We start from the raw sequence: 23,026 nt of genomic DNA on the forward strand, positions 1-23,026 counted from the left end.
GTTACGTCTACCTGACGATCGAAGGCATCGAATATCGCGTCTATTACGAGGAAGCCGGAGAGGGCATTCCCTTGCTTGTCGGTCATACGGCGGGCTCCGACGGCCGCCAGTACCGCCACACGCTCTGCGACGAAGACGTGACCAAGAACTTCCGCGTCATCGCGTTCGACTTGCCCTATCACGGGAAGTCTCTTCCTCCACACGGCGTTCGCTGGTGGGAGAAAGAGTACAACATGACCAAGAAGTTCATGATGGATTTCCAACTGGAACTCTCTAAAGCCCTTGGTCTGGACCGCCCCGTTTATATGGGTAGCTCGATGGGCGGACATCTTGCTATCGATCTGGCGTCGAATTACCCCGACAACTTCCGCGCTACCATCTCCGTCGAAGGGGCACTGCGCTCGGCTGCCGAATATGTCGATGTCGGCATGGCAGGCATTCGGAAAGAATTCGACAACCCAAACGTGAACCGCACCTCCATCGGCGCGGCCATGATGCTCAATATCTCGCCCTACTCACCAGAAGCCAATGTCCGCGAAATCCAGTGGGAATATAGCTGCGGCGGTCCGGGCGTCTTCGCAGGTGACCTCTATTACTACTACTACGACCACAATGTCTCACCCGAAGAGGCGAGCAAGATCGATACGTCGAAGTGCATGCTGTACTTCCTGACGGGCGAATACGATCCGAATACCTCCCCGGCCGACACCAAGATCGCCGCCGATCTCGTCAAGGGCAGCAAGTTCTGGACGATGGAGAAGCTCGGTCATTTCCCGGTCACCGAAGACTACACCGAGTTCAGAAAATACCTGCTGCCGATCCTCGAGGAAATCCGGCAGGCATCCGCAACCAGGGCGAAAGTCGCCTGAAACAATCTCTTGGGAGGAGCATCCAATGAGACGGAGTTTAACCGGAACCATGGGGGCGCTGATCGCGGTCAGCGCCCTGACGACCACGGCCTGGGCTGACGGCGTCGACCAGCTCCCCGCCAACGAGAAGAAAATCTACGAGGTCGTCGACCCGCAGGTTCCGCTCGGAGCGAGTGCCTACAAGGACTTCAAACCGAAGAAGGGACCGCCCTGGAAGATCGGCTACGCCAGTAGCTATGCCGGCAATACGTGGCGCGCAGCGGCCCTCGATGCCGTCATGAATGACCTCTTGCCGCGCTCCAAAAAAGCGGGGCTCGTATCTGAAGTCGTGGTCACCCAGTCCGACCTCAAGGACGCCGTCCAGATCCAGCAGATGCGCCAGATGGTTGATGATGGTGTTGATGCCATCATCATCTGCTGCTCGAACGTCACCGCTCTCAACCAGACGATTGAGTACGCCTATAAGGCAGGCGTTCCTGTCTTCTCGTTTTCAGGATACGTGACGTCGCCTTACGCGATCAACGGCGCTGCCAATCACGCGCAGGGCGGGGGCCAGATGGCCACCTGGCTCGCAGACAAGATCGGCAAGAAAGGCAACGTGCTTCTCGTGTCGGGCATCCCTGGCTTCGCCTCATCCGACAGCTTCGACAAGGCCGCCAAAGACGCGCTGGCAAAGTATCCCGACATCAAGATTGTCGGCGAAGTGGCTGGCAAGTGGACCGACCAGGTAGCACAGGTCGAGGTGCAGAAATTTCTGGCGACGAACCCCATCCAGATTGACGGTATTCTGACACAGGGCGCGCAGGAGAACGGCGTGTTGAACGCCATGCTCCAGTCGGGCCGCGACATGGTGCCGATTACGCTGGGCGGCGAGGCTTCGGCGGCATGTTACTGGCGCAAGAATCCGGAATGGATTGATGCCGGCTTCCATATCTGGCCGCCGCGCCGCGAGATGCAGCAGATGTGGGAGATCATGCTCCGCACGCTCGAAGGGCAGGGGCCAAAGGTGCAGTCCTTCCTGCGCCCAGTCCTGCCGTTCACAATCGATGACGTTCGCGCTGCGATCCCCGAGGATTGCGATTTGAACTCGACTGATTTCGTCGAACCGAAGGCGGACGGATGGTTCCCAAGTGCGATTGCCGACCAGTACTTCGAGCGTCCTGCCGATCCCTGGAAGCCGGTAGCCCAGTAAGCCGGATCCGCCCGGTGGCTTAACCGCCGGGCGGGACCTTGGATGATCGTAAAAGCCGCCTTGGCGGACGTTGCGGGTGGGAGGTCTGCGATGGGCAGCGAGATAACAGTCAGAATGATAGATGTCGCCAAGGCGTTCGGGGAGACGAGGGCACTCAAGAAGTGCGACTTCGAGGCCCGCGCCGGAGAGGTGCACGCCATCGTCGGCGAGAACGGCAGCGGCAAGAGCACGATGACCAAGATCATGTCGGGCGTTTTGCATCCGGACGCAGGCAAAGTCACGATCCTGGGTGAAAAGGTTGCCTCGCCCGTCGACGCCAAGCGGGTCGGCCTGACCACCATCTTCCAGGAAGTCCTGGTTGCCGACGAGGCCAGCGTGTTCGAGAACCTCTATGTCGGTCGTGACGGTGTCTTTCGTTCGCAGTCGACCGGCGATCGGCGGACAGAAGCGGCTGAAATCGTGGCGCGGCTCGTCGGAAAACCCGTAGACCTCGATCAGCTGGCAGGCAGCCTCCCACTCAGCATCAAACAGTGGATCGTCATCGCCCGGGCTATCCTTCGCAAGCCGCAGGTGCTGATTCTCGACGAATCTTCGGCCGCGCTCGACCTCGACTCGACCCTCCGGCTCCATGCGGAAATCGACCGCCTTCGTGCCGAGGGCGCGACGATCCTCATCGTCACCCACCGGATCGCCGAACTCGTGCGTATCGCCGACCGTGCGACGATCCTGCGTGATGGGATAACTGTCGGTACGCTCGGAAAGGACGAGATTACCGAGGAAAACCTGCTGTCCATGATGACGCCGGCAGATCGGCGCGCCAGCGATGCGACAGAATACGCCTCCCGAATGAAGGCGCTCTCGGCCCCTCTAATACTAACTGCGACAGGTCTCGCCGCGCACCGGTCGGCGCGCCTGTTCGATTTCGACCTTCCCAAGGGGAGCATCGTCGGCGTAGCCGGGCTTGATGGGCAGGGGCAGGACGCTTTTATCCGCGCCTTGGCCGGCATCATCCAGCCGTTCGGTGGCGAGGTGAAGGTCCGCTCGGTGGATACGGACAAGATGGTCCCGCTGCGATCGCTCGACGATGCTGCAAACCTCGGTGTTTCCTACGTCTCCGGGGACCGCAAGCGCGAGGGTATTTTCCCGCAACAAAGCATCTTCGAAAACCTCGCCATCGGTGTCTACAGGAAGAAGCTCGGCCCCCTGGGTGTAATCCGCAAGCCCACGCTGAAACCGATGTTCAAGCGCGAGGTGGATCGTCTGCGCATCAAGATCGGCAGCCCGTCGAACAGGATCACCTCACTGTCGGGTGGCAACCAACAGAAGGTGCTCATCGGGCGCGCCTTCGCAAACGATCCCCAAGTCATCCTCCTGAATGACCCCGCCCGCGGCGTCGATCTCGGCACCAAGCGCGACCTCTACCGCGAACTCCGCCTGTTTGCTGAAAAAGGCGGCAGTGTCATCTACCTGTCGACTGAGATCGAGGAGTTCATCGGGTTTGCCGATCGCGTCGACGTGTTCTTTGGGGGAACGTTGTTTCGATCCCTGACCGGCGAGGAAATCGCCGAGGCACCAATCCTCGCCGCTATGTTCGGGAAAGCCCGGGACGCTTGCGTTGATTTCGATCTGGAAAGGACCGCATGATGTCTGCAACCGCTTTCCGTCAAGTCACGCAGGACCGCTCGCTGTACGTTCCGGCCGGGCTTTTCCTTGTCCTCCTTTGCGCCGTCGCCTTCCGTGGCCAAGGTCTGTTCACGAACAATGGTCTGGCCGGAGCCATTCTGGTTGCAACGCCGCTGATCCTCACCGCGCTCGCGATAACACCGATCGTCATGGCGGGCCGCGGAGCCGTGGACCTTTCCGTCGGACCGCTGATGGGCTTCATCAACGTCACGCTCATTACGTGGCTGGTCGGCAACGGCATCACGCACCCTGTCGCCATCATTGCCTGGGCGGTGGGATTGGGAGCGGCGTTCCAGTTGGTGCAAGCGCTCGTGATCATCTACGTGCGCGTCGCGCCCATCATCGTCACGCTCTCCGGTTTCCTCGTTCTGTCGGGCGTCAACCTGATGGTCATGTCGCGTCCCGGCGGTGTCGCTCCAGACTGGATGCTAAGCTGGGGCGCGGGAACGAGCGTATTTTCGCCTGTCCTGTTGCTTCTGCTCGGCGCTTTCGCAATCTGGGGCGTCCTGAGGGGCACGATGTTTTACCGCAACCTGCGGATGACAGGCGCTGACGAGCGGATGGCCTATACCAGCGGTGTGCAGGTCGACGTCGTGCGCATCATCGCCCATATGGTCGGCGGCGTTTTTGCCGGGCTCGCCGCATTGAGCTACACCGCGCTGATCTCATCCGGCGACCCGACCCAGGGCAGCACCTACACGCTGCAAGCAGTCACGGCGCTGGTCCTTGGTGGCGCCAGTCTCTCCGGGGGGCGCGGCGGTGCGCTCGGCTCGACGCTCGGCGCGATCAACATGTTCCTCATCTCGTATCTTCTGTCCACTTTCAACTTCGGTACGGTTTCGGGCTTCGTTACGCAAATGGCCTTTGGCCTGATCCTCGTTGGATCACTTCTCGTGAACGTCTTCGTCATCAGCCGCCGCACTGTCGCGTGAGGGAGTAAGGAAATGATCTCCACTGTCTTGAACACAGAAATCGGCGCGGCCCGTGGCGCCAGCCCTTTGCGCAAGCACAAGAGTATTTCGATCGGCTTTTGTCTCCTTGCATGTCTGCTCATTCTTGGAGCGCTGCTCGTGCCGGGCTTCGTGTCGCCGCAGAACGCGCGATCGATCCTCCTGCTCGCCGCCTTCCTGGGGCTGGCGTCTGTCGGGCAGACGCTCTGCGCGCTCGTTGGAGCGCTGGATCTTTCCATCCCATACATCATCGGTGGCGCCAATATCCTGCTTCCAAGCCTCATGGTGGCGGGTCTTCCGGCGCCCGTCGCCATGATCGTCGTGCTCGTCCTTGGCACTTTGGTCGGGGCTTGCAACGGCGCCCTCAGCTTCCGGCTGCAGGGTCAGGCGCTGATCATGTCGCTCGGCCTGGGTTTCGCGGCCGTCGGGGCGGTCCAGATCTACACCTCGCTCGGATCGCAGTTCGGCGGTACCGTCTTTGCGCCCGTCCCCGGATGGCTTCGCAACCTTTCGGCGTTCAACGGCAAGTTCTTCGGTCTGCCGTTTCCACCGGTTATCGTCATATGGGCTTTCATCGCCGTCGCCCTGGGCTGGATAATGCACAACACCTGGTTTGGCCGGAGCCTCTATGCTGTTGGCGGGAGCCGCACGGCCGCCGCCCGCCTCGGAATCTCGGAATTCAAGATCTGGACAGTGATCCACAGCGTCAGCGGGGCGATGTCGGCACTCACCGGAATGCTGCTCCTCGGTTTCTCCGGCGGCGGTTTCGTCGGGGTCGGTGATCCCTATCTGTTCACCACCGTGGCGGCGGTCGTTATCGGCGGAACATCTCTTCTAGGTGGTGCCGGCGGGTATGGAGCGACGGTCCTCGGCGTCCTCGTGCTTACTGTCCTGACCTCGCTTCTCGTCGGCCTGGGGCTCAGTTTCCCGGCACAACAGGCCGTCGTAGGGCTGCTGATCGTCCCCATGGTCGCGATCTACGCCCGCTCACCACACATCCGTAATCAGATTTGAACGTTGCATCGAAAGGAATATCAATGGCTATCTCCACCGCTCTACTGGATCGCCTGAAAGACCCCTCCCTGGTACGCGAGGAAATGCTGGTAGGAGGCGACTGGCGAAAAGAGGGCGCGAGCGGCAAGACGATCCAGGTCCACAATCCCTCGACTGGGGACGTGATTGCGAGCCTCCCGAGCGCAGGACTCCAGGACGTCCGCGAAGCCATCGACGTCGCCAAACTCGCCCAGAAAAAGTGGGCCGCACGATCGGGCAAGGAACGTGCCGGCGTCATGCGGAAGTTCTTCGACCTCGTCACGGCCAACACCGAGGACCTCGCGATCATCCTGACGTCCGAGATGGGCAAGCCTCTGGCCGAGGCACGCGGCGAGATCGCCTACGGCGCTTCCTACATTGAATGGTTCGGGGAAGAAGCCAAGCGTGTTTACGGGGACACCATTCCGGGGCATCAGGCCGACAAGCGCCTAGTAGTCATCAAACAGCCCGTCGGCGTGGTGGCGGCCATCGCGCCTTGGAACTTTCCTTCCGCCATGGTCTGCCGCAAGATCGCCCCGGCGCTGGCATCCGGCTGCGCCATCATCTTCAAGCCGGCCGCCGAAACCCCATTGTCGGCCCTTGCTCTTGCCATCCTCGCTGAGCGTGCGGGAATACCCGGCGGCCTGTTCAGCGTCCTGCCGACAGACAACGCCCGGATGTTCGGTGAAGAAGTCTGCTCGAACCCCGTCGTCAAGAAGCTGACCTTCACAGGGTCTACCGAGGTCGGGCGCATCCTGATGGCGCAGGGCGCACAAAAGATCATGAAGCTCAGCCTCGAACTCGGCGGCAACGCTCCCTTCATCGTCTTCGACGATGCCGACCTCGACGAGGCCGTGGAAGGAGCGATGCTGTCCAAGTTCCGCAATGCCGGCCAGACCTGCGTTTGCGCCAACCGTCTCTACGTCCAGAGCGGGGTTTACGACCGCTTCATAGAAAAACTGGCGGCGCGGGTTTCTGCGCTCAAGGTCCTTGACGGGTTCGAGGATGGAGCCACCATCGGTCCGCTGATCAACGAGGATGCAGTAGCGAAGCTCTACAGCCACATCGATGACGCTGTCGGTAAGGGTGCGAAGGTCGTTGTCGGCGGTGCAAGGGACGAGCGTGGTGGCACCTTCGTCCAGCCGACGCTTCTCTCGGAAGCCACAAAGGAAATGAAGGTCGCACGAGAGGAGACCTTTGCGCCGCTCGCCCCGGTCTTCAGGTTCGAAACGACAGACGAGGTCATTGAACTGGCCAACGACACCGAGTTCGGTCTCGCTGCCTACTTCTACGCCAACGACCTTCGAAATGTCTGGAAGGTTACGGAGGCCCTGGAGTACGGGATGGTCGGCGTCAACACCGGCCTGATCTCGACGGAGGTGGCACCGTTCGGCGGCGTCAAGCAGTCGGGGTTCGGCCGCGAGGGCTCAAAATACGGCATGGATGACTTCCTTTCGATGAAATACGTCTGCATGGGCGGCATACAGTCGTAGTCCAACGGTTGGTGGCGCGTCTTAAGGCTCGCCACCCGCAATGTTTTAGCTGGTCACGGAGGCCCGATGACACATTCTGCAGTAGGCGGGGAAACTCTTGGTCAAGACCGCGCCGACAGCCTTCAAAAAGAGGCGGTCGACCGCGAGCAGGACCCGGCCGATCACGCTGCCCAGGCGAACGTCGAGGGCAGAACGGCAATGGAACGTCGGAACGTGCGGAGAGAGGCAGGCGCTAGACTCACCTTTGTGCTGGGTCTGTCTGCTTAAGGCTCGCGTTGACGCAACGTCTGATGACCCATCTCGATAGTTTCGTAGGTATTTTTCGACGGGACGAGGACAGCGCGCCACCGGCCGCTCGCTGGCAAGATCATCACCGGTTGTCTGGCATTTTCCTGGTGGCACGTTGACGCAAGGCGCACGTGTCGGGACGCTCGTGCCTGCCCGCCCCAGTGCTCTTATGACTAAAGGGCAGCATCAGTTGAACCTCACTTCACATTTGCAGATTCTGCAATGGCTTGCGGCCGTCAACTGCCGCAAGGCCCTGATGCGGCGGTCACAGATCGCCGAGAAACTGCGCCGTCGCAGACTAATATTTTGACCTGGAAGAGCTCACTCTCGTTACCGCGACTTGGTCGCGTTGCAATGATGAAACGGTGTTGCGCCTCACACCTGCGTTCCAGAGTGTCCGGGCGAGACCGTGACGACCACGGCCCCGCCGGACGTTGCCTTGGGAGGCTGACTTCTGGACAATGTTCGTGACGAGAGCTTAGTGCTTCATGCGCAGGATCGGCTTGATGACCTTGCCGCTCTCGGAATCGGCCATTGCCTCGTTGATCTGGTTGAGATCGTAGAACTGGACGAGCTTGTCGAACGGGAACCGTCCCTGCTGCCAGTATTCGATGAGCTCGGGTATGAATTTGGAGGGAATGCTCTGGCCTTCGACCACACCGACGAGCGTACGGCCGAACAGAAAGTTGCCGATATCGACGATCCCTTCCGTTCCGAGTGCGGACGATCCGACCAGTCCACAGGTTCCTGGGGTGCCGAGGCAATCGACCGCTTGGCGAAACACCTTCGGCGAGCTCGTGCATTCGAGACTGAAGTCTGCGCCTTCGGGAATGATTTCCCTGATTGCCTTGACGCTATCCCCATTTCGGGCGTTTATGATGTGGGTTGCACCCAGTTCAATCGCCAGTTCGAGACGTTCATCGTTAAGGTCGATCACGATGATGGTCGAGCATCCGGCGATCTTCGCCGCCATTACGGCTGCCATGCCGACCGCACCCGCGCCGAACACTGCAATGGAAGATCCCGGTTGGGGCTTGAGGCAGTTGAGAACCGCTCCGGCGCCCGTTTGCAGCCCGCAGCCCAGCGGTCCCATGAGTTCGAGCGGAACATCTTTGGAAACCTTGACCGCATTGCGCTCGCTGGCGATGGCGTAGGTGGCGAAAGAAGACTGCTCGAAGAAGCACCCGCTGATCTGGGTACCGTGTGAATCATGTAGCGGGCAACTGCCATCCGGCCGGGTGCCACGGAAATTTCTGCCGAAAAAGTCTGCACAATAATAAGGCGTGCCCCCCCGGCACTTCTCGCATTTCCCGCAATATGCGTAGCTTAGAGCCACGTGGTCACCGGGCGAAAGCCCTTTTACATCGGCCCCGACCACTTCCACGACGCCGGAGCCTTCATGGCCGAGAACCACGGGCTGCGGTACGTCATATCCTTGGTCGCGAACAACCATGTCGGTGTGGCAGACACCGCTCGCCACGATCCGGACGAGGATTTCGTCGGGGCGAGGTTGATCGATCCCGATGCACTCCAGAACAAGAGGCTTTGCCTTTTCGCGCGAAATTGCAGCGTATGCTTCTTTCATAAAATGACTCCTTCAGTGTGCGCTCGGCCGGTGGGTGACACTTGTAGGAGTTAGCAGACAATCAGTCAATTATCTTTAGGGAACGAAATGCTCGCTGGGGCCATGCCAGCGCGCTACACGACACATAAAGAAACAAAGCAATGTAATATCAATTGCTTCCTCAGGGCAATGCGGCCGACTAGATCTTGGTCCGAATTGAGGGCTGTCTGAAAACTGGAATTCACCTGACAGATTGACTGAGTCTGACGTGACGTTCATCGAACGCTCCGGCTGACGGTGGTGCCCATATTTCCTGCCTCGCAGCCTCGTTTTCCGGGCAATGGTAGCGATCATGGCGCCAAACTTCCTTTTCATGAACCTCGCCGGCGAGGCGCGGTCTCCTCTGTTTCCTGTTGCGTGCTCTTGGGGTGAGGTGACGGACGGTTGCTTTGTCTTATTGCTATATCGAACCGAGCCGCAATAAAAGAATAACTAAATCAGCGTGATAACACAGACGACACGTCGAAAAGCCGAAATTCAAGATAGTTTATTGACAGATTGTCTGCTTATTCATAATGATGCGATCTGCCGTTTGGGGAGAATTCGGCGATGGCTGGAAGATAACGGCGCTCCAGGTCGCAGACAAAATGGCCGCGTTGGGTGGCAAGAGGAGGAGACTTCTGATGAAAAGACGTACATTCCTGCAGACGGGCAGTGCCTTGATTGCAGCGGGCGCGTTCGGAATACCGGGCATCCTGCGGGCAGACGATACGATCGCCCTGCTGCCCGACACTTGGCCGTCCGAAGGGGAAAACCCCGTCGTCGAAGCTGGTAAGTTCGCCAAGGCAGGTCCCTGGAAGATCGGTCACAGCCACTATGGCCTGGCCGGTTCAACGCACACCTATCAGACCGCGTTCGAAGCCGAATACGAGATTAGCAGGAACAAGGCCCGTGTCGCCGACTATCAATTCCGAAGCGCCGACCTCAACGCCTCAAAACAGGTCGCCGACATCGAAGATCTGATCGCACAAAAAGTCGATGCAATCATCATTGCGCCGCTTACAACAGGCTCGGCCGTGGAAGGCATCAGGAAGGCAAAGGCCGCCGGCATTCCGACGGTCGTCTATCTCGGTCGCGTCGACACCGAGGATTTCACGGTGCAGGTCCAAGGCGACGACTTCTATTTCGGTCGGGTGATGGCTCAGTTCCTGGTCGACAAACTAGGCAACAAGGGAAAAGTGTGGGTGCTGCGCGGCGTCGCCGGGCATCCGATCGATGCTGATCGTTACGCCGGGGCGATGGAAGTCTTCAGCAAGTCCGGTCTCCAAATCACCTCAACCCAGCACGGCAGCTGGTCCTACGAGGACTCAAAGAAGATCGCCGAAAGCCTCTATCTCTCTGATCCCGATGTCGCCGGGGTCTGGACTGACGGCGCAAATATGTCGCTCGGGGTCCTGGACGCGCTGCAGGAAGCCGGGGCTTCCACCATTCCACCGATCACGGGAGAAGCCCTGAACGGATGGATGCGTCGTTGGAATGATGAAAAGCTCTCTTCGATTGGGCCCATTTGCCCTCCGGCCCTTTCGACGGCAGCCCTGCGGGCGTCCTTCGCGCTTCTCGAAGGCAAGCCGATCCAGCGCAACTGGACCAACCGGCCCAAGCCGATCGTCGACGAAAATCTTGCACAGTTTTACCGCTCCGATCTCACGGACGCTTACTGGGCCCCGACAGAAATGCCGAATGAGAAGCTCCTCGAGTACTTCAAGGCCTGACGCATGGAGGGCGCGGACAAAGCGCGCCCTCTTCACCCTCGCAGATGGAAGTGTTCATGAGTATGCTTGTCGAGATGGTCAGCATCAACAAGTCCTTTGGTGCGACCAAAGTCCTGTCGAATGTTCAATTTTCGCTTGAACGCGGCTCCGTCCACGCGTTGATGGGCGAGAACGGGGCGGGAAAATCCACGCTGATGCGAATTCTGGCCGGCGTCTATCAACAGACCGCTGGACGCATCCGTCTGCGAGGAGAAGAGGTGACCTTCCGGTCCCCCAAGGAAGCGCGTCTCGCCGGGGTGTCGACAGTGTTTCAGGAGTTCACCCTGATCCCCAATCTCACGGTCGCCGAAAACATGTTTCTTGGACACGAACCGCGGCGTGCCGATGGGTCGATAGACACCGCCGAGGTCGTCGAGCGATCCCGCAAGCTGCTTGCCGACGTTTTCCCTCAACTGGACGCGACGGCGATTGTGGAAACGCTGACGGTTGCCCAGCAGCAGGCAGTGGAAATCGCCAAAGGCCTGACATCCAATGCCGATGTCTTCATTTTCGATGAACCGACCGCGGCACTAAACTCAACGGACGTCGCTCATCTCTTCAAGGTCATCCGCGATCTGAAGGCGCAAAACAAGGCTGTCGTCTACATCTCGCATCGGATGAACGAGGTGTTCGAACTGTGCGACACCATCACCGTCATGAAGGACGGGGCTTGGGTAAAGACAGCCAGGGCAGAAGACTTTAATCTCCAAACGCTCGTGGCAACCATGGTTGGACGCGAACTTCAGAGTTTCTTTCCGCCGAGGGCACAGGCCATTGGATCGCCGATGCTCGTCGTGGCAGGGCTTCGTCTCAATGACCATGGCCCGCCAGTCGGTTTTTCCGTACGCACGGGCGAGATCATCGGGCTCGCCGGGCTGGAGGGCCAGGGGCAGCGTGAAATCATGCGTGCGGTCGTCGGGGTCGAACCCGCCGCAGCTGCGAGCGTCCAGCGTCGCCGCGACGACAGCATGATCGATGTGAACGTATCCTCAGGCTTTTCGAGTGCCATCTCAGCGGGCATTGGTTTCATTCCTGAAGACCGCAAGCAGGAAGGCCTGTTTCTTCGGCTTCCGATCTACGACAACATCGCACTTGGCAAGCAGTTGAACCGGAACATGGCGAGCGTTGCATGGCGTTCCATCTCCAGGGTTCACGATGTCATAAAGTCGCTCCGTGTTGCGGCTGCCGACCCCGCCTCGCCCGTCGGCAAACTTTCGGGTGGAAACCAGCAAAAGGTGCTTCTGTGCCGCTGGCTGCTTTCGGGGGTCGATATCCTTGTCATCGAGGAGCCGACACGGGGCGTCGATGTCGGCGCGAAAGCGGAAATCTACAAGCTGCTTCGCGATTTTGCCGATCGTGGCGGTGCAGTGATCGTCTCGTCGCGCGAGCACGCCGAACTGATCGGGCTGTGTGACAACATCCTGGTCGTTCACGACAAAAAGATCGTCGGGCAGATGCCCGCGCTCGATGCCACAGAGGAAACCATCCTGGGAACCGCACTAGGTTCGAACTTCGCGCACGATCCGCGCGCCGCTGTTCATTGAGGAGGATACATGAATACCGTCGCAAAGTTCCTGAAGGCACCCTATAGGGCGGGTGCGATCCGGCTGTCGATCGGGACGCTATTCGTGCTGGTGGTCGCCTCGGTTATCCTGCTTCCACAATTTCTGGCGCCGGAGAATCTGTCGAACCTGCTGGCCCAATCCACTGTTCTTGTCATTTCTGCGCTAGGCCAGACCTTTGTGATCCTGACGGGCGGCCTAGACGTTTCCGTTGGTTCGATCATCAGCGTGACGACTACGATCATGACACTCGACATGCCCGAGGTTGTCCGTGTCATGCTTTGCATTGCGGTTGCGATCGCATTCGGATTGTCGAATGGCTACGGCGTAGCCAGGCTCAACGTCCATCCGATCATCATGACCCTGGCAACCATGGGTATCGGCCAGGGATTGGCGCTTATCATTCTTCCTATCCCCGGCGGGAAGGTGCCCGAATGGCTTTCGGCGTCAGTCGCGGGTTCCGTTGGGCCCGTGCCAAACTCGCTGCTCTGGCTGATCGTCGCCACGTTCGTTGCTGCCTGGTTGCTTTATCGCAGACCGTTTGGCCTTTACCTGTTCGCTTCGGGTGGTAACGACTTCAATGCCCGCATGAATGGCGTCCCGGTCGAGCGCACAGTCATCAAGGCCTACATCCTGTCGGCGCTATTTGCTTGCGCTGCCGGGATGTTCCTCGCAGGTCGCCTTGCCTCGGGCGATCCCAAGGGGGGCGCCACATTCGGAATTGAATCCGTTACCGCAGCAGCGCTCGGGGGTGTTCACCTGGCTGGCGGTATCGGCAGCATCCTCGGCACTGTAGCCGGCGCGGCTATCCTCGGCATCGTCAACAACGTGATGAACCTCGCTAACGTCTCGGCATTCCTCCAGTCGGTCGTGAAGGGCCTTCTGCTGCTAGCACTCGTCGTCTCACAGCGTCGCAAAACGATCGGACTTTGAAAGAGATGGACCTCTCGATGACCACAACGGATGCGAAAATTGAGACGCCATCGCGCACTCTCACCGCCAGGCGCATACTTTCCTGGGTGCTCGGTTTGCCCCCGGCATATTACGTGCTCGCAATCCTGATCGCTGTGGCCCCCGCTGTAAGCGCGACGCTGATCAATCCAAACTATTGGTTCGTGATCCTGAAACAGTCAGCGCCGCTTGGGATCGCGGTGCTGGCGCAATCTCTTGTCATGCGGGTGCGTTCTATTGATCTCTCGGTCAGTGGCGTGTTTGCTTTTTCGATCTATCTCGCCAGCTCCGGGCTCCTCAACAGTTACCCGCCCTTCGTCACGGTCCTGATGCCGATCGTCATCGGCCTTGCCGTCGGTCTGATCAACGGCGCCCTCGTGGCCTATGTCCGCGCCTCCGCGGTCATCGCGACGCTGAGCGTATCGGCGATCCTCATCGGGATCATCCAATTCATGAGTTCGGGCCGTGCACCGGGTTCGACACCAAGCTGGCTTCGCGTCCTGACGAGCGGGAACATCTACGGCCTGTCTTACTCCGTGATCGTCTGGATCGGGATTTCCGTTCTCGTCGCATTAGCGTTCCGCTTCTTGATCCTCGGGCGCTACTTCCGCGCTGTCGGCGACAATCCGAGGGCGGCGGAGATAACAGGCATACCTCTGGCCCGCACGATTTTTGTCTCCCATACACTTGCGGGCACGCTGACAGGCATCGCCGCCCTGGTTCAGGTGTCGGCTCTGGCCGTTGGCACGATCAAGCCCGGCTTCGACACCTTCATGAACGCTCTCGCCGCGACGATCCTCGGTGGGGTGACGTTCGGCGTCGACCGCGGTGGCGTCGCGGGGCCTTTCGTGGCGGTCGTCGCCTTCAGTTTCCTCTTCGCGATGTTGACGGTGTTCGGCATCCAGGAGCCCGGCAAGCTGATCGTCCAGGGCGGGATCATCGCGCTTGCTGCGATCATTTACGGAGCACGCGTCGGTCGCGTCTAGCCGCAAGGATCTGCCAAACAGGTCATTCCCGGTGTCAACGCGGGAGAATGCAGGAGATAAGAATGGTGAAGATAACGGCGGCCGTGGCCGCAAAACCGAAAGCTCCGCTTGAGTTTCGTGAACTTGAGCTGGCGGATCCAGAAGGCAATGAAATTCTCGTGCGGACGGTCGCCACGGGGATCTGCCATACCGACCTGTTGCTCCGTGATGGGATATTTGGACCTCCCGCCCCGGTCATACCAGGACATGAAGGTGTTGGTATCGTCGAGGCCATCGGGGCGGACGTCCAAGGTTTAAGGGTGGGCGACCACGTTGCGCTCAGCCAGAGTTCATGTGGCTTCTGCGGCGATTGCCGGCGCTCTCACCCGATGAACTGCCAGAACTACACCCAGTACAATCTGACGGGGCTTCGTCCGAACGGCAAGAAGGCCTTGCTGTGTGATGAAGTCGGCATCGGCAGCAACTTTGTCGGCCAGTCATCCTTCGCGACCCACATCCTGGCGACTGAAAACAACGCCGCGCAGCTTCCCAAGGATTTCGACCTGACGAATGCGGCCCCGCTCGGTTGCGGCATGGCAACGGGAGCAGGTACCGTCATCAACGCCATGAAGCCGGAGATCGGTCAAACCATTGCCGTGTTCGGCGCGGGAGCGGTCGGCATGGCTGCGGTGATGGCCGCCAAGGTCCGGCGGTGCAGCAAGATCATCATCATCGACCTGAACGAGCAGCGTTTGGCCATGGCTGAGACGTTGGGCGCGACCCACGCTATCAACGGCAGGGACCCAGACGTCGTGGAGCAGATCCACGCCTTGACGGGCGGCGGTGCCGATTTTGCGATCGACGCCGTGGGTATCGTTCCCGTCATCCTGAACACGATCAAATGCACGCGGGCAGGGGGTCATGTCGTCCTCCTCGGGCTCGACGCGCTCGGTAAGGATATTCCAATCCCGCTGGACCTCATGGTCTTCAACCGGAAAATTCAGGGTGCCATCCTCGGGGATCAGATCCCGCAGCTCTTCATCCCCCAACTGGTCGAACTAAACCAGGCCGGCCTGTTTCCGTTCCAGAAGCTGATCACAAAGTACCCGTTCGAGAAAATCAACGAGGCCATCGCCGATGCTGAAGCTGGCCGCGTGATCAAGCCCGTCATCGTCTTCAATAGGAGCTTCCCACATGCCATCGAGCAAGTCCGACGAACAGCATCTCATCGTTGAGTTTAAAACATCGACGCGTAACCGGGACCGTGTCAACACACTGCTCCAGGAGTTTGTCGGCCCTGCCCGCGAGGAAGAGGGCTGCCTTTACTACAATCTCTACCAGCGCTCCGACGAGCCGAATACGTTCTTCATTCTCGATGGTTGGGCAAACGAGGAGGCAGCCGCGCGTCACGGAGAATCTGCGAACGTCAAGCGTGTTCTCGAACCGCTGCTTCCGTTGCTGGTAAGCCCCCCTTCCATCATTGTGAGCAGTCGCATCAGCGACTGAGCTTGCGATCGTGCAACACCGAAGGACGCGCTTCGATCCGAGGCGGGTTTTTTTCCAAAGGCTCGCGGGAGGACTAAATGGAGCATCGAGTTGTCATCGTGGGAGGCGGTTTCGCCGGCCTCCAATTGGCCAAGGATCTCAAATGTCCAAACCTTTCGATCACGATCGTCGACAGACGCAATCATCACCTGTTCCAGCCGCTGCTCTATCAGGTCGCAACGACCGTCCTGGCAACCTCCGAGATTGCCTGGCCCATTCGCGCGGTCTTCCGTGGAAGGAAAGATGTCACAACGCTTCTTGGCGAGGTCGTGGGCGTCGATGTCGAGAAGCGGCTTGTCTCGCTCAAGGGCGGTCATGCCATTCCCTACGATACCCTTGTTCTCGCAACAGGGGCCCGTCACGCGTATTTCGGCCGGGATGAATGGGAGCCTTTCGCGCCCGGACTGAAGGCGTTGGAAGACGCCACCACCATCCGCCGTCGTCTTCTCCTGGCGTTCGAAAAGGCGGAGCTGGAAACCGATCCCCAAGCGCGGGCCGCAATGCTGACCTTCTCGATAATCGGCGCCGGACCGACAGGCGTCGAGATGGCCGGGATCATCGCCGAACTGGCTCAAAGGACGCTTGTCGAGGAATTCAGAAACATCGATACGACTTTGGCGCGTATTCTTCTTGTAGAGGCAGGACCGCGTGTTCTGCCTGTTTTCCACGAGGCGTTATCGCAATACGCCGAGCGATCCCTTGCGTCGATGGGCGTCGAGGTTCGCACGGGACGGCCGGTAACCGACTGCACCGAGGAAGGTATATCGATCGGGGACGAGTTCGTCCCGAGCCGTACGGTCATATGGGCGGCGGGCGTGCAGGCATCCAAGGCCGCCGTATGGGTCGGGGCGGAGACAGATCGAGCAGGGCGGGCTATCGTGCAGCCCGACCTCACGATCTCAGAACACCCGGAGATCTTCGTTGTCGGCGATACCGCGAGCGTTAAGACCGGCGAGGGAATGCCGGTTCCTGGTATCGCTCCTGCCGCAAAGCAGCAGGGAAAATACGTCGCCCAGGTGATCAAGGCCCGCCTTAAGCAGCGCTCAGCGCCGCCTCCCTTCAAGTACAGGCATCTTGGTAATCTTGCCACCATAGGGCCAAGCTCCGCGGTGATCGATTTCGGCAGGCTTCGGCTCAAGGGCTCCATCGCCTGGTGGATCTGGGGCTTTGCCCACATCTACTTTTTGATCGGAACACGGAGCCGCATGGCGGTCGCGCTGAGCTGGCTTTGGGCATTTACCTCCGGACACCACTCTGCCCGCCTTATTACCCAGAAGGAGACGCTGAAGGACGAGGTCTAGCAGGGATTTATCAGTGACGTGGCGGAAGCACGCCACGCTTTCGTGGGCATTGCGCGGAACGACCTTGTCACCTGCAGCTATTGAAGGAACGAAACATGAGCGAGTTTTTGAAAGACAGCATTATCATTCCACCGACCTCGACCGTGGAACGCGAGAATGGCGAGTGCCTATCTGAAGGCCAGTCTGCAATAGACGTTGACGCGCTCGACGATGCTGCGCGTGCAAGCGTTGAGGGCCAAACGAATGCCATACGCGTCAGAGAGCCGCGTGTGAAAGCGTAGGACTTTCCGGAAAGATGCCGTTCCCCAGAGACATCCATGGGCTGTTCCATGGAAGGTCCAACTGTGGCACGGCGAGACCAAACCGGCGCGCGCCAAAGACCTCGTGAAACCGGATCGATGGATTGTCCGTCGATCATCTTCCATGTCCTCTTGGCTTGGGGTCGGAGAGGCGGGAGACAACGTAATTTGGAGATAAGTGTGTGGTGGTCTCCCTGTTGAGATACGAACGAGTTGCTAGATCTCACGGTTTCACACATGGACCGTTTTCCGCGTGAAACCAGGATCTAAGACTCACAACGCTTGCCGGACACCGCCGACGGAAGGGTTTATCGAAGGAGGACAAACCGATGCCGGCTCTCATGCAGGCAAAGTATGCGTGTTGGTGGGCGCGTCAAACCCGGTCGGTTTCTGTCTTGCGCAGTCTTTCCTCGAAACTGGCTACCGTGTCGCCGTAGGTGACCTCGACCCTTCAGACTTCAGTTCATTAACCGCAGTCTCGGGGACGAATTTGTTTCCGGTTAAGGTCAATTTGAATAGGGACGTGTATGTCAATTCAATGGTCGATCAGGTCTACCTACGCTGGAGCCGGGTCGATATTCTGGTGAACATAGCCTTCCGTCGCCGTGAATGCGCCGAACCGCTTTCCGCTACGGATCTTGGGCTTGATGCCGTCTCCAACCTGATAAGGGTGACAAGTGCTTTCGGCTCCCGCCTCCAGGGAGAGGAACTCGCTGTTGTGAATATCGCCTGGTTCGACGAGAAGTCGCTGCTAGAGGCCGACCGCGAAGCTGTGCTCCAAGCGGCCTTACGAACTACGACGAGTGCGATGGCGAAGAAGTATTTCGACTCGGGGCTTCGGATAAACGCTGTTCATACCAGAAATGCGCGTTCTACATCTTACGTTCAAAGTGAGACGCTTAGGACACTTGTTCAAGCTGTCCAATTCCTCGCAAATCCAGAACTGTCTGGAAAGCTCACGGGGAACGTCCTGCACATCGACCTGAAACCTGACGATAGTCCTTTCCGACGATAATTCGAGAAGACATTAACCTGTCGTTAAGGTTGATAGTTTGAGCGTCAATTCGACGTGGAAATCCTAACAAGATGTAAAGCACTTTGCATTTCCGCAGTCGAACTTTCTTCCTCTTCGTTTAGGTCGAATAACTAAAACTCCAGAAATGGGTGGCAGTGCCCGCTTTAGTCATCTGGAGGTTTTATGTTCGTCGATCGCTTGCTATCCGCTTTCAGCATCAGAGCGAAAGTCTTATTAGTACTGGTGCCGCTGGTCATGATCCTGGCGGCCGTCGGTGTCGTGAGCCTACAGGCGACCGGATTGCTGCAATCTCGCCTTCGGCTATCGAGCGAAGTTCTCGAGACTTTGAGCGGATTTCGGGACGTCTCTGAGAGCATGAACCGGTTTTTGGCGCAGAGTTCTACGGAGAACCGTGATGAGGCCCTGGCAAGTCTAAGGGGGCAGGGCGCCACGATGCTGTCGCTTCAGGAAGTCGCCACTGACGTTGGTAGTGACACTCGTGCTCTTGAAAGCAGTGAGTCCGCGATGTCCGCGATTTCTGACAGCATGGACCGCATGTGGTCCCTGCACAACGATGAGCTGTCCATTCGTCGTGACGTTGCCGCAAGCTTGACCGAGATCAAGCAGGTCGCGGCCGACCTGAAGCTGGCCGCGGTTAAAGTCCGTGCGCAGGTCCGCAACCAGGAAAACTCTGGCAAAACGATGCTCAGAGAGGCTACCCGCTCAATCGACACGGCGGCAATTATGCAGCGGTTGTCGGAAAATTTGGTGAATCTGCCGGCCAGCGCGATGCAAACCCCCGAGGCACAGCAACAGGCGCTCATGATCAAAAAGGCGATGAAAACCGTCAAGCGCGTCGTTGCAACGGGCGATGGTGGACAAGCAGTCGCAAACTTGGAACAGGCAATCTCCAGCGTCGTCGCCAATTCCGGGCTGGATAGCGCTTTCCTTCACAGCCTAGGGATCGACCTTAGTGCGTTTGCCCCGCGACTGCGAGATGACGCCATACAGCATATGATCGAGGGAACCCACGCAGTTCGAGCCTTGGATAAGCCATTGGCGGAATCGGAGACGCTCATTGCGGCAGTGGCATCGGTAGGCCAGGATGCCGATTCGATAGAAATTGAGATAAACAACCTGTTGCGGGCGGCCAGCACTGAAAACCAGGAGCGACTCATTGAGCAGCTTACGAAACTGACTCGTGACACCGTAGCGGTTGGAGGCGTAGCCGGTTCATTGCCAGACTTCCCCAAAATGGAGGAGGTCCTCTACTTACAGGGGGATGCCATCGAACAGAATACCGAGAAGTTGGTCAAGATCGCGGAAGGGCGGCAGGCGCAATACGCAGAGGCGGATAAAACCGTCCAGTCGATATGGAAAAATCTCGTGTCGTTCGCGTCGACTCAGGAACATGACGCTCACCGGGAAAGTGATTTCGCCCGACTATTGTCCGCAGCTGCTACCGTCTCCGGTGTTTTGGTCGCCCTCTTGGCCGGAGCCGGCCTGATGGTGACATTGCGCGCTCCAATCGAACGGATCGCAAGGCGCATGCAGGGGCTAGCGACCGGTGATCTTCAATCAGACATCGTTGGCTGCCAGCGGAAAGACGAAATTGGCGATATGGCTCGCGCGCTTGAAGTTTTTCGCGGAAATGCGGTCTCGAAGCTCGAGGTTGAAGCCCGCGCGCAAGACGACCGTAAAACGGCTGATCAGGAGCGAACGGATCGTGAGTTTGAACGTGCTCAGCTTGAGAAAGAAGTGTCCAGCGCTGTACAAACACTCGGGGAGGCACTCTCTAGATTGGCGCGAGGAGACATCTCGCAGACCATCGACCGCCACTTCCATCCCAATCTCGAGCAACTGCGGCGTGACTTCAACCACTCACTGTGCGTCCTCAGGGAAACCGTGTCCCATATCGACGAAAACACCCAACAAATCAAATGGGGAACCGACGAACTTTTCAAAGCCTCTGATGATTTGTCACGACGGACTGAACGACAAGCTGCTTCTCTCGAAGAAACCGCAGCAGCCGTTGAGCAGGTGACTGCGACGGTGAGGAACTCCTCGGAGAATGCCTGCGAGACACAAGCGTTTGTTTCTGCAGTCAAGGAACATGCAGAGGGCGCGGCCATCATTGTAACTGATGCTATAAGCGCCATGGCACGAATTCAGGATGCATCCTACAAGATCGGTCAGATCATAGGATTGATCGATACGATTGCATTCCAGACGAACTTGCTTGCGCTGAATGCCGGCGTTGAAGCAGCTCGTGCCGGCGATGCTGGAAAAGGCTTCGCGGTCGTTGCACAAGAAGTACGCGAGCTTGCCCAAAGATCGTCAGCCGCAGCGCTCGAGATCCGGCAGTTGATTTCAGAATCTTCGTCAGAGGTGGCCGTCGGTTCGGATTACGTCGGCAGGACCGGGGAGGCTCTGCACAGTATAGCGGCATCAATCGTGCAGATTTCTGATCGCATCGACCAGATTGTGAGTTCCAGCCGCGAACAAGCGAGTTCGCTGGCTGAGATCAATAACAACGTCAATGTTCTTGATCAGGGGACGCAACAGAATGCAGCCATGGCTGAGCAGACAAACGCTGCAACGAAGACGCTTTCTGATCAGACTATCGAACTCAGCGAACGGCTTGCTGGGTTCAAGTTGACAGATGATAGGCCGGCTCATCGGGTAAGTCTCGCTGCATAAGGCAGCCGTAGTTAGATTCGAAGCATTCCGATGGCGCGCCATGCGGCCATCCAATCGAATGAAGGTCACATAACCGAGCGCACGATTTTGGTTCGATGCGCCGGTCTCTCTCCTGGTAGCTCTTTGTCGCTCTCCGTCGCGCAGGATTCAGTACGGCCGGGTCAACCTAAAGACAAAGAAGCTATCTTCCAGTGCTCAGACTTTGAAAGGTGTCTATCCGTGTGCGTACGTGAGTTGATTATTGGATTTTTTCTCGCCGCAACGCTGGCCATGCCGCTGACGGTGAAGGCTGGTGGGCTTAGTGAACTGCCACGGGAAGAGCGGAAGACCTACGAGTTATTGGACCCGCGGTTGCCCACGGGAGAATCTGTATTTCGGAATTTCAGAGCAAAGCGAGCGCCACCGTGGAAAATTGGTTACGCCTCGAGCTACGCTGACAACACATGGCGTGCGAACGTCCTTGATGAGTTTACAAATGAGCTTCTGCCGACTTTTAAGAAGGCTGGGCTGGTATCCGAGCTCGTCGTTACACAGTCCAATCTCGATGATAACGCCCAGATCAGCCAAATGCGGCAGATGGTAGATGATGGTGTCGACGCCATAATCATATGCTGCTCCAACCTTACAGCGCTCAACCCGACAATAGAGTACGCCTATTCGAAAGGCGTGCCTGTTATCTCATACTCCGGTTATGTGACGTCGCCGTTCGCAATCAATGCGACAGAGAATAACATGCAAGGCGGTTTTGAGGCGTCAAAGTGGTTGGCGGAAGAGATCGAAGGCAGCGGCAATGTGTTGCTTGTGTCCGGAATCACTGGCTTCGCCTCCTCAGACAGCTTCCAGGTCGGCGCCACAAAAGCCTTGGAGTACTATCCCGAGATCAACGTAGTCGGACAGGTTGACGGGAAATGGACAGACAGCGTCGCACAATCAGAATTGCAGAAATTTCTCGCCGCTAACCCTGGCCGAATTGACGGTATTATTGTTCAGTCGGGAGCTGAGTCTGGTGTGATCAACGCCGTCCGCCAGTCCGGGCGCGAGATAGTGCCGATCGTGCTTGGCGGAGAGGCTTCGGCATCATGCTTCTGGAGTAAGAATCCTGAATTTGTAAGCAGGAGCTTTCACTTCTGGCCGCCGCGCTCCGAGGCTCGTTTCGTATGGGACGTGATGATGCGCACTCTGGAGGGCCAAGGTCCGAAAATACAGACCATTCTGCGACCGGCAATTCCTTACACGATCGATGATGTAAAAGCGGATTTGCCAGCCGATTGCGATCTCAATAGTGAAGACTGGCTCGAACCGAAGGATGCAGCTTGGTGGACTGATGACGCTGCCGCTAAATATTTCGACAATCCAGCAGATCCGCTTTCTTGGAGGCCAACAAACTGATCTTGCACGCTGTATAGGCTGCGAAACGCTACCCCGCCCGGCCTGGGGCGGGGTTGACGACATGGGGGATGCCGCTGGTCGCGTCAGCAGGAATTCTAGAAACAATCCGGTTCCGAAGGAACGACGATGTGCCCGGCCTGGGCACTCTCGCCCCGGATGCTGGGCATATTCTACTGGGCTATCACTGATCCTGTTCCATAATGTTGATTACCTGATTTTCGCTAAGCCTCTAGAATCATTGTATAAAGGGCACTTTCATGCGCCCCCATTGGCGTGAAAATGACGGTCCGCCCTAGTCCCTCACATCGGAACATCAAATTCCGTGACGTTTATGCTTCGGCCTCGAGCGCATGCTTCACGCGCACAATCAGCAGCGCCACGGCAACAATCACGATTGGAATGGAAACAAGCATCAGC

General features: G+C 58.3%; 18 protein-coding genes. 17 read left to right on the top strand and 1 reads right to left on the bottom strand.

The window, feature by feature from the left end:
- The 6 genes from CO656_RS22115 to CO656_RS22140 all read left to right on the top strand — a co-directional run.
- Positions 1-869 (top strand): alpha/beta hydrolase (locus CO656_RS22115; RefSeq protein ID WP_103452578.1); only part of this gene is annotated, 869 nt, incomplete at its 5' end.
- 49 nt (positions 870-918) lie between these two features.
- The gene (locus CO656_RS22120) at positions 919-2,061 is read left to right on the top strand and encodes an ABC transporter substrate-binding protein (RefSeq protein WP_234819554.1); all 1,143 of its coding nucleotides are present in this window, start codon (positions 919-921) and stop codon (positions 2,059-2,061) included.
- A gap of 90 nt (positions 2,062-2,151) precedes the next feature.
- Positions 2,152-3,705 carry a sugar ABC transporter ATP-binding protein gene (locus tag CO656_RS22125; RefSeq protein ID WP_097527160.1) on the top strand — a complete coding sequence of 518 codons (1,554 nt, stop codon included), beginning with the start codon at positions 2,152-2,154 and terminating at the stop codon, positions 3,703-3,705.
- Positions 3,702-4,676 carry an ABC transporter permease gene (locus tag CO656_RS22130; RefSeq protein ID WP_004129689.1) on the top strand — a complete coding sequence of 325 codons (975 nt, stop codon included), beginning with the start codon at positions 3,702-3,704 and terminating at the stop codon, positions 4,674-4,676. Before CO656_RS22125 ends, CO656_RS22130 begins: the two co-directional genes overlap by 4 nt.
- Positions 4,677-4,688: 12 nt before the next feature.
- Positions 4,689-5,708: an ABC transporter permease gene (locus CO656_RS22135; protein ID WP_004129685.1), complete on the top strand. Its 1,020-nt coding sequence runs from the start codon at positions 4,689-4,691 to the stop codon at positions 5,706-5,708.
- Positions 5,709-5,731: 23 nt separating this feature from the next.
- The gene (locus CO656_RS22140) at positions 5,732-7,219 is read left to right on the top strand and encodes an NAD-dependent succinate-semialdehyde dehydrogenase (RefSeq protein WP_004129672.1); all 1,488 of its coding nucleotides are present in this window, start codon (positions 5,732-5,734) and stop codon (positions 7,217-7,219) included.
- Positions 7,220-7,985: 766 nt separating this feature from the next.
- On the opposite strand, the gene CO656_RS22150 is transcribed toward CO656_RS22140, so the two are convergent.
- A complete protein-coding gene (locus CO656_RS22150; protein WP_097527161.1) occupies positions 7,986-9,092 on the bottom strand; it encodes an NAD(P)-dependent alcohol dehydrogenase in 1,107 nt (368 codons plus the stop codon).
- Positions 9,093-9,754: 662 nt separating this feature from the next.
- On the opposite strand from CO656_RS22150, the gene CO656_RS22155 reads away from it, so the two are divergent.
- From CO656_RS22155 to CO656_RS22205, 11 genes are all read left to right on the top strand, one after another.
- The gene (locus CO656_RS22155; RefSeq protein ID WP_004129668.1) at positions 9,755-10,843 is read left to right on the top strand and encodes an ABC transporter substrate-binding protein; all 1,089 of its coding nucleotides are present in this window, start codon (positions 9,755-9,757) and stop codon (positions 10,841-10,843) included.
- 56 nt (positions 10,844-10,899) lie between these two features.
- Complete coding sequence (locus CO656_RS22160) at positions 10,900-12,426, top strand: sugar ABC transporter ATP-binding protein (RefSeq protein WP_028753489.1); 1,527 nt, start codon at positions 10,900-10,902, stop codon at positions 12,424-12,426.
- Between the two features lie 84 nt (positions 12,427-12,510).
- The gene (locus CO656_RS22165) at positions 12,511-13,377 is read left to right on the top strand and encodes an ABC transporter permease (RefSeq protein WP_234819557.1); all 867 of its coding nucleotides are present in this window, start codon (positions 12,511-12,513) and stop codon (positions 13,375-13,377) included.
- 5 nt (positions 13,378-13,382) lie between these two features.
- On the top strand, positions 13,383-14,381 hold the full coding sequence (locus CO656_RS22170; RefSeq protein WP_013984704.1) for an ABC transporter permease: 999 nt from the start codon (positions 13,383-13,385) through the stop codon (positions 14,379-14,381).
- A gap of 62 nt (positions 14,382-14,443) precedes the next feature.
- Complete coding sequence (locus tag CO656_RS22175) at positions 14,444-15,595, top strand: NAD(P)-dependent alcohol dehydrogenase (protein WP_013984705.1); 1,152 nt, start codon at positions 14,444-14,446, stop codon at positions 15,593-15,595.
- Positions 15,555-15,866 carry a putative quinol monooxygenase gene (locus CO656_RS22180; RefSeq protein WP_013984706.1) on the top strand — a complete coding sequence of 104 codons (312 nt, stop codon included), beginning with the start codon at positions 15,555-15,557 and terminating at the stop codon, positions 15,864-15,866. Before CO656_RS22175 ends, CO656_RS22180 begins: the two co-directional genes overlap by 41 nt.
- A 77-nt stretch (positions 15,867-15,943) precedes the next feature.
- Positions 15,944-17,206: an NAD(P)/FAD-dependent oxidoreductase gene (locus CO656_RS22185; RefSeq protein ID WP_013984707.1), complete on the top strand. Its 1,263-nt coding sequence runs from the start codon at positions 15,944-15,946 to the stop codon at positions 17,204-17,206.
- A 95-nt stretch (positions 17,207-17,301) separates the two neighbouring features.
- Positions 17,302-17,487: a hypothetical protein gene (locus CO656_RS22190; RefSeq protein WP_013984708.1), complete on the top strand. Its 186-nt coding sequence runs from the start codon at positions 17,302-17,304 to the stop codon at positions 17,485-17,487.
- A gap of 271 nt (positions 17,488-17,758) precedes the next feature.
- The gene (locus CO656_RS22195) at positions 17,759-18,520 is read left to right on the top strand and encodes an SDR family oxidoreductase (RefSeq protein WP_013984709.1); all 762 of its coding nucleotides are present in this window, start codon (positions 17,759-17,761) and stop codon (positions 18,518-18,520) included.
- Between the two features lie 183 nt (positions 18,521-18,703).
- On the top strand, positions 18,704-21,220 hold the full coding sequence (locus CO656_RS22200; protein WP_088395853.1) for a HAMP domain-containing methyl-accepting chemotaxis protein: 2,517 nt from the start codon (positions 18,704-18,706) through the stop codon (positions 21,218-21,220).
- Positions 21,221-21,490: 270 nt separating this feature from the next.
- The gene (locus tag CO656_RS22205) at positions 21,491-22,609 is read left to right on the top strand and encodes an ABC transporter substrate-binding protein (RefSeq protein ID WP_050577728.1); all 1,119 of its coding nucleotides are present in this window, start codon (positions 21,491-21,493) and stop codon (positions 22,607-22,609) included.
- The last annotated feature ends 417 nt before the right edge of the window (positions 22,610-23,026 follow it).

Origin of the sequence: Sinorhizobium sp. FG01 (assembly GCF_002531875.1) — a bacterium.
Classification (GTDB): Bacteria; Pseudomonadota; Alphaproteobacteria; order Rhizobiales; family Rhizobiaceae; genus Sinorhizobium; species Sinorhizobium fredii_C.

What these genes read in the sequence shown, in the direction of transcription:
- CO656_RS22120 (WP_234819554.1), top strand. Translation starts at nt 919, where the DNA reads ATGGGGGCGCTGATCGCGGTCAGCGCCCTGACGACCACGGCCTGGGCT.
- CO656_RS22125 (WP_097527160.1), top strand. Translation starts at nt 2,152, where the DNA reads ATGGGCAGCGAGATAACAGTCAGAATGATAGATGTCGCCAAGGCGTTC.
- CO656_RS22130 (WP_004129689.1), top strand. Translation starts at nt 3,702, where the DNA reads ATGATGTCTGCAACCGCTTTCCGTCAAGTCACGCAGGACCGCTCGCTG.
- CO656_RS22135 (WP_004129685.1), top strand. Translation starts at nt 4,689, where the DNA reads ATGATCTCCACTGTCTTGAACACAGAAATCGGCGCGGCCCGTGGCGCC.
- CO656_RS22140 (WP_004129672.1), top strand. Translation starts at nt 5,732, where the DNA reads ATGGCTATCTCCACCGCTCTACTGGATCGCCTGAAAGACCCCTCCCTG.
- CO656_RS22150 (WP_097527161.1), bottom strand. Translation starts at nt 9,092, where the DNA reads ATGAAAGAAGCATACGCTGCAATTTCGCGCGAAAAGGCAAAGCCTCTT.
- CO656_RS22155 (WP_004129668.1), top strand. Translation starts at nt 9,755, where the DNA reads ATGAAAAGACGTACATTCCTGCAGACGGGCAGTGCCTTGATTGCAGCG.
- CO656_RS22160 (WP_028753489.1), top strand. Translation starts at nt 10,900, where the DNA reads ATGAGTATGCTTGTCGAGATGGTCAGCATCAACAAGTCCTTTGGTGCG.
- CO656_RS22170 (WP_013984704.1), top strand. Translation starts at nt 13,383, where the DNA reads ATGGACCTCTCGATGACCACAACGGATGCGAAAATTGAGACGCCATCG.
- CO656_RS22175 (WP_013984705.1), top strand. Translation starts at nt 14,444, where the DNA reads ATGGTGAAGATAACGGCGGCCGTGGCCGCAAAACCGAAAGCTCCGCTT.
- CO656_RS22180 (WP_013984706.1), top strand. Translation starts at nt 15,555, where the DNA reads ATGCCATCGAGCAAGTCCGACGAACAGCATCTCATCGTTGAGTTTAAA.
- CO656_RS22185 (WP_013984707.1), top strand. Translation starts at nt 15,944, where the DNA reads ATGGAGCATCGAGTTGTCATCGTGGGAGGCGGTTTCGCCGGCCTCCAA.
- CO656_RS22190 (WP_013984708.1), top strand. Translation starts at nt 17,302, where the DNA reads ATGAGCGAGTTTTTGAAAGACAGCATTATCATTCCACCGACCTCGACC.
- CO656_RS22200 (WP_088395853.1), top strand. Translation starts at nt 18,704, where the DNA reads ATGTTCGTCGATCGCTTGCTATCCGCTTTCAGCATCAGAGCGAAAGTC.
- CO656_RS22205 (WP_050577728.1), top strand. Translation starts at nt 21,491, where the DNA reads ATGCCGCTGACGGTGAAGGCTGGTGGGCTTAGTGAACTGCCACGGGAA.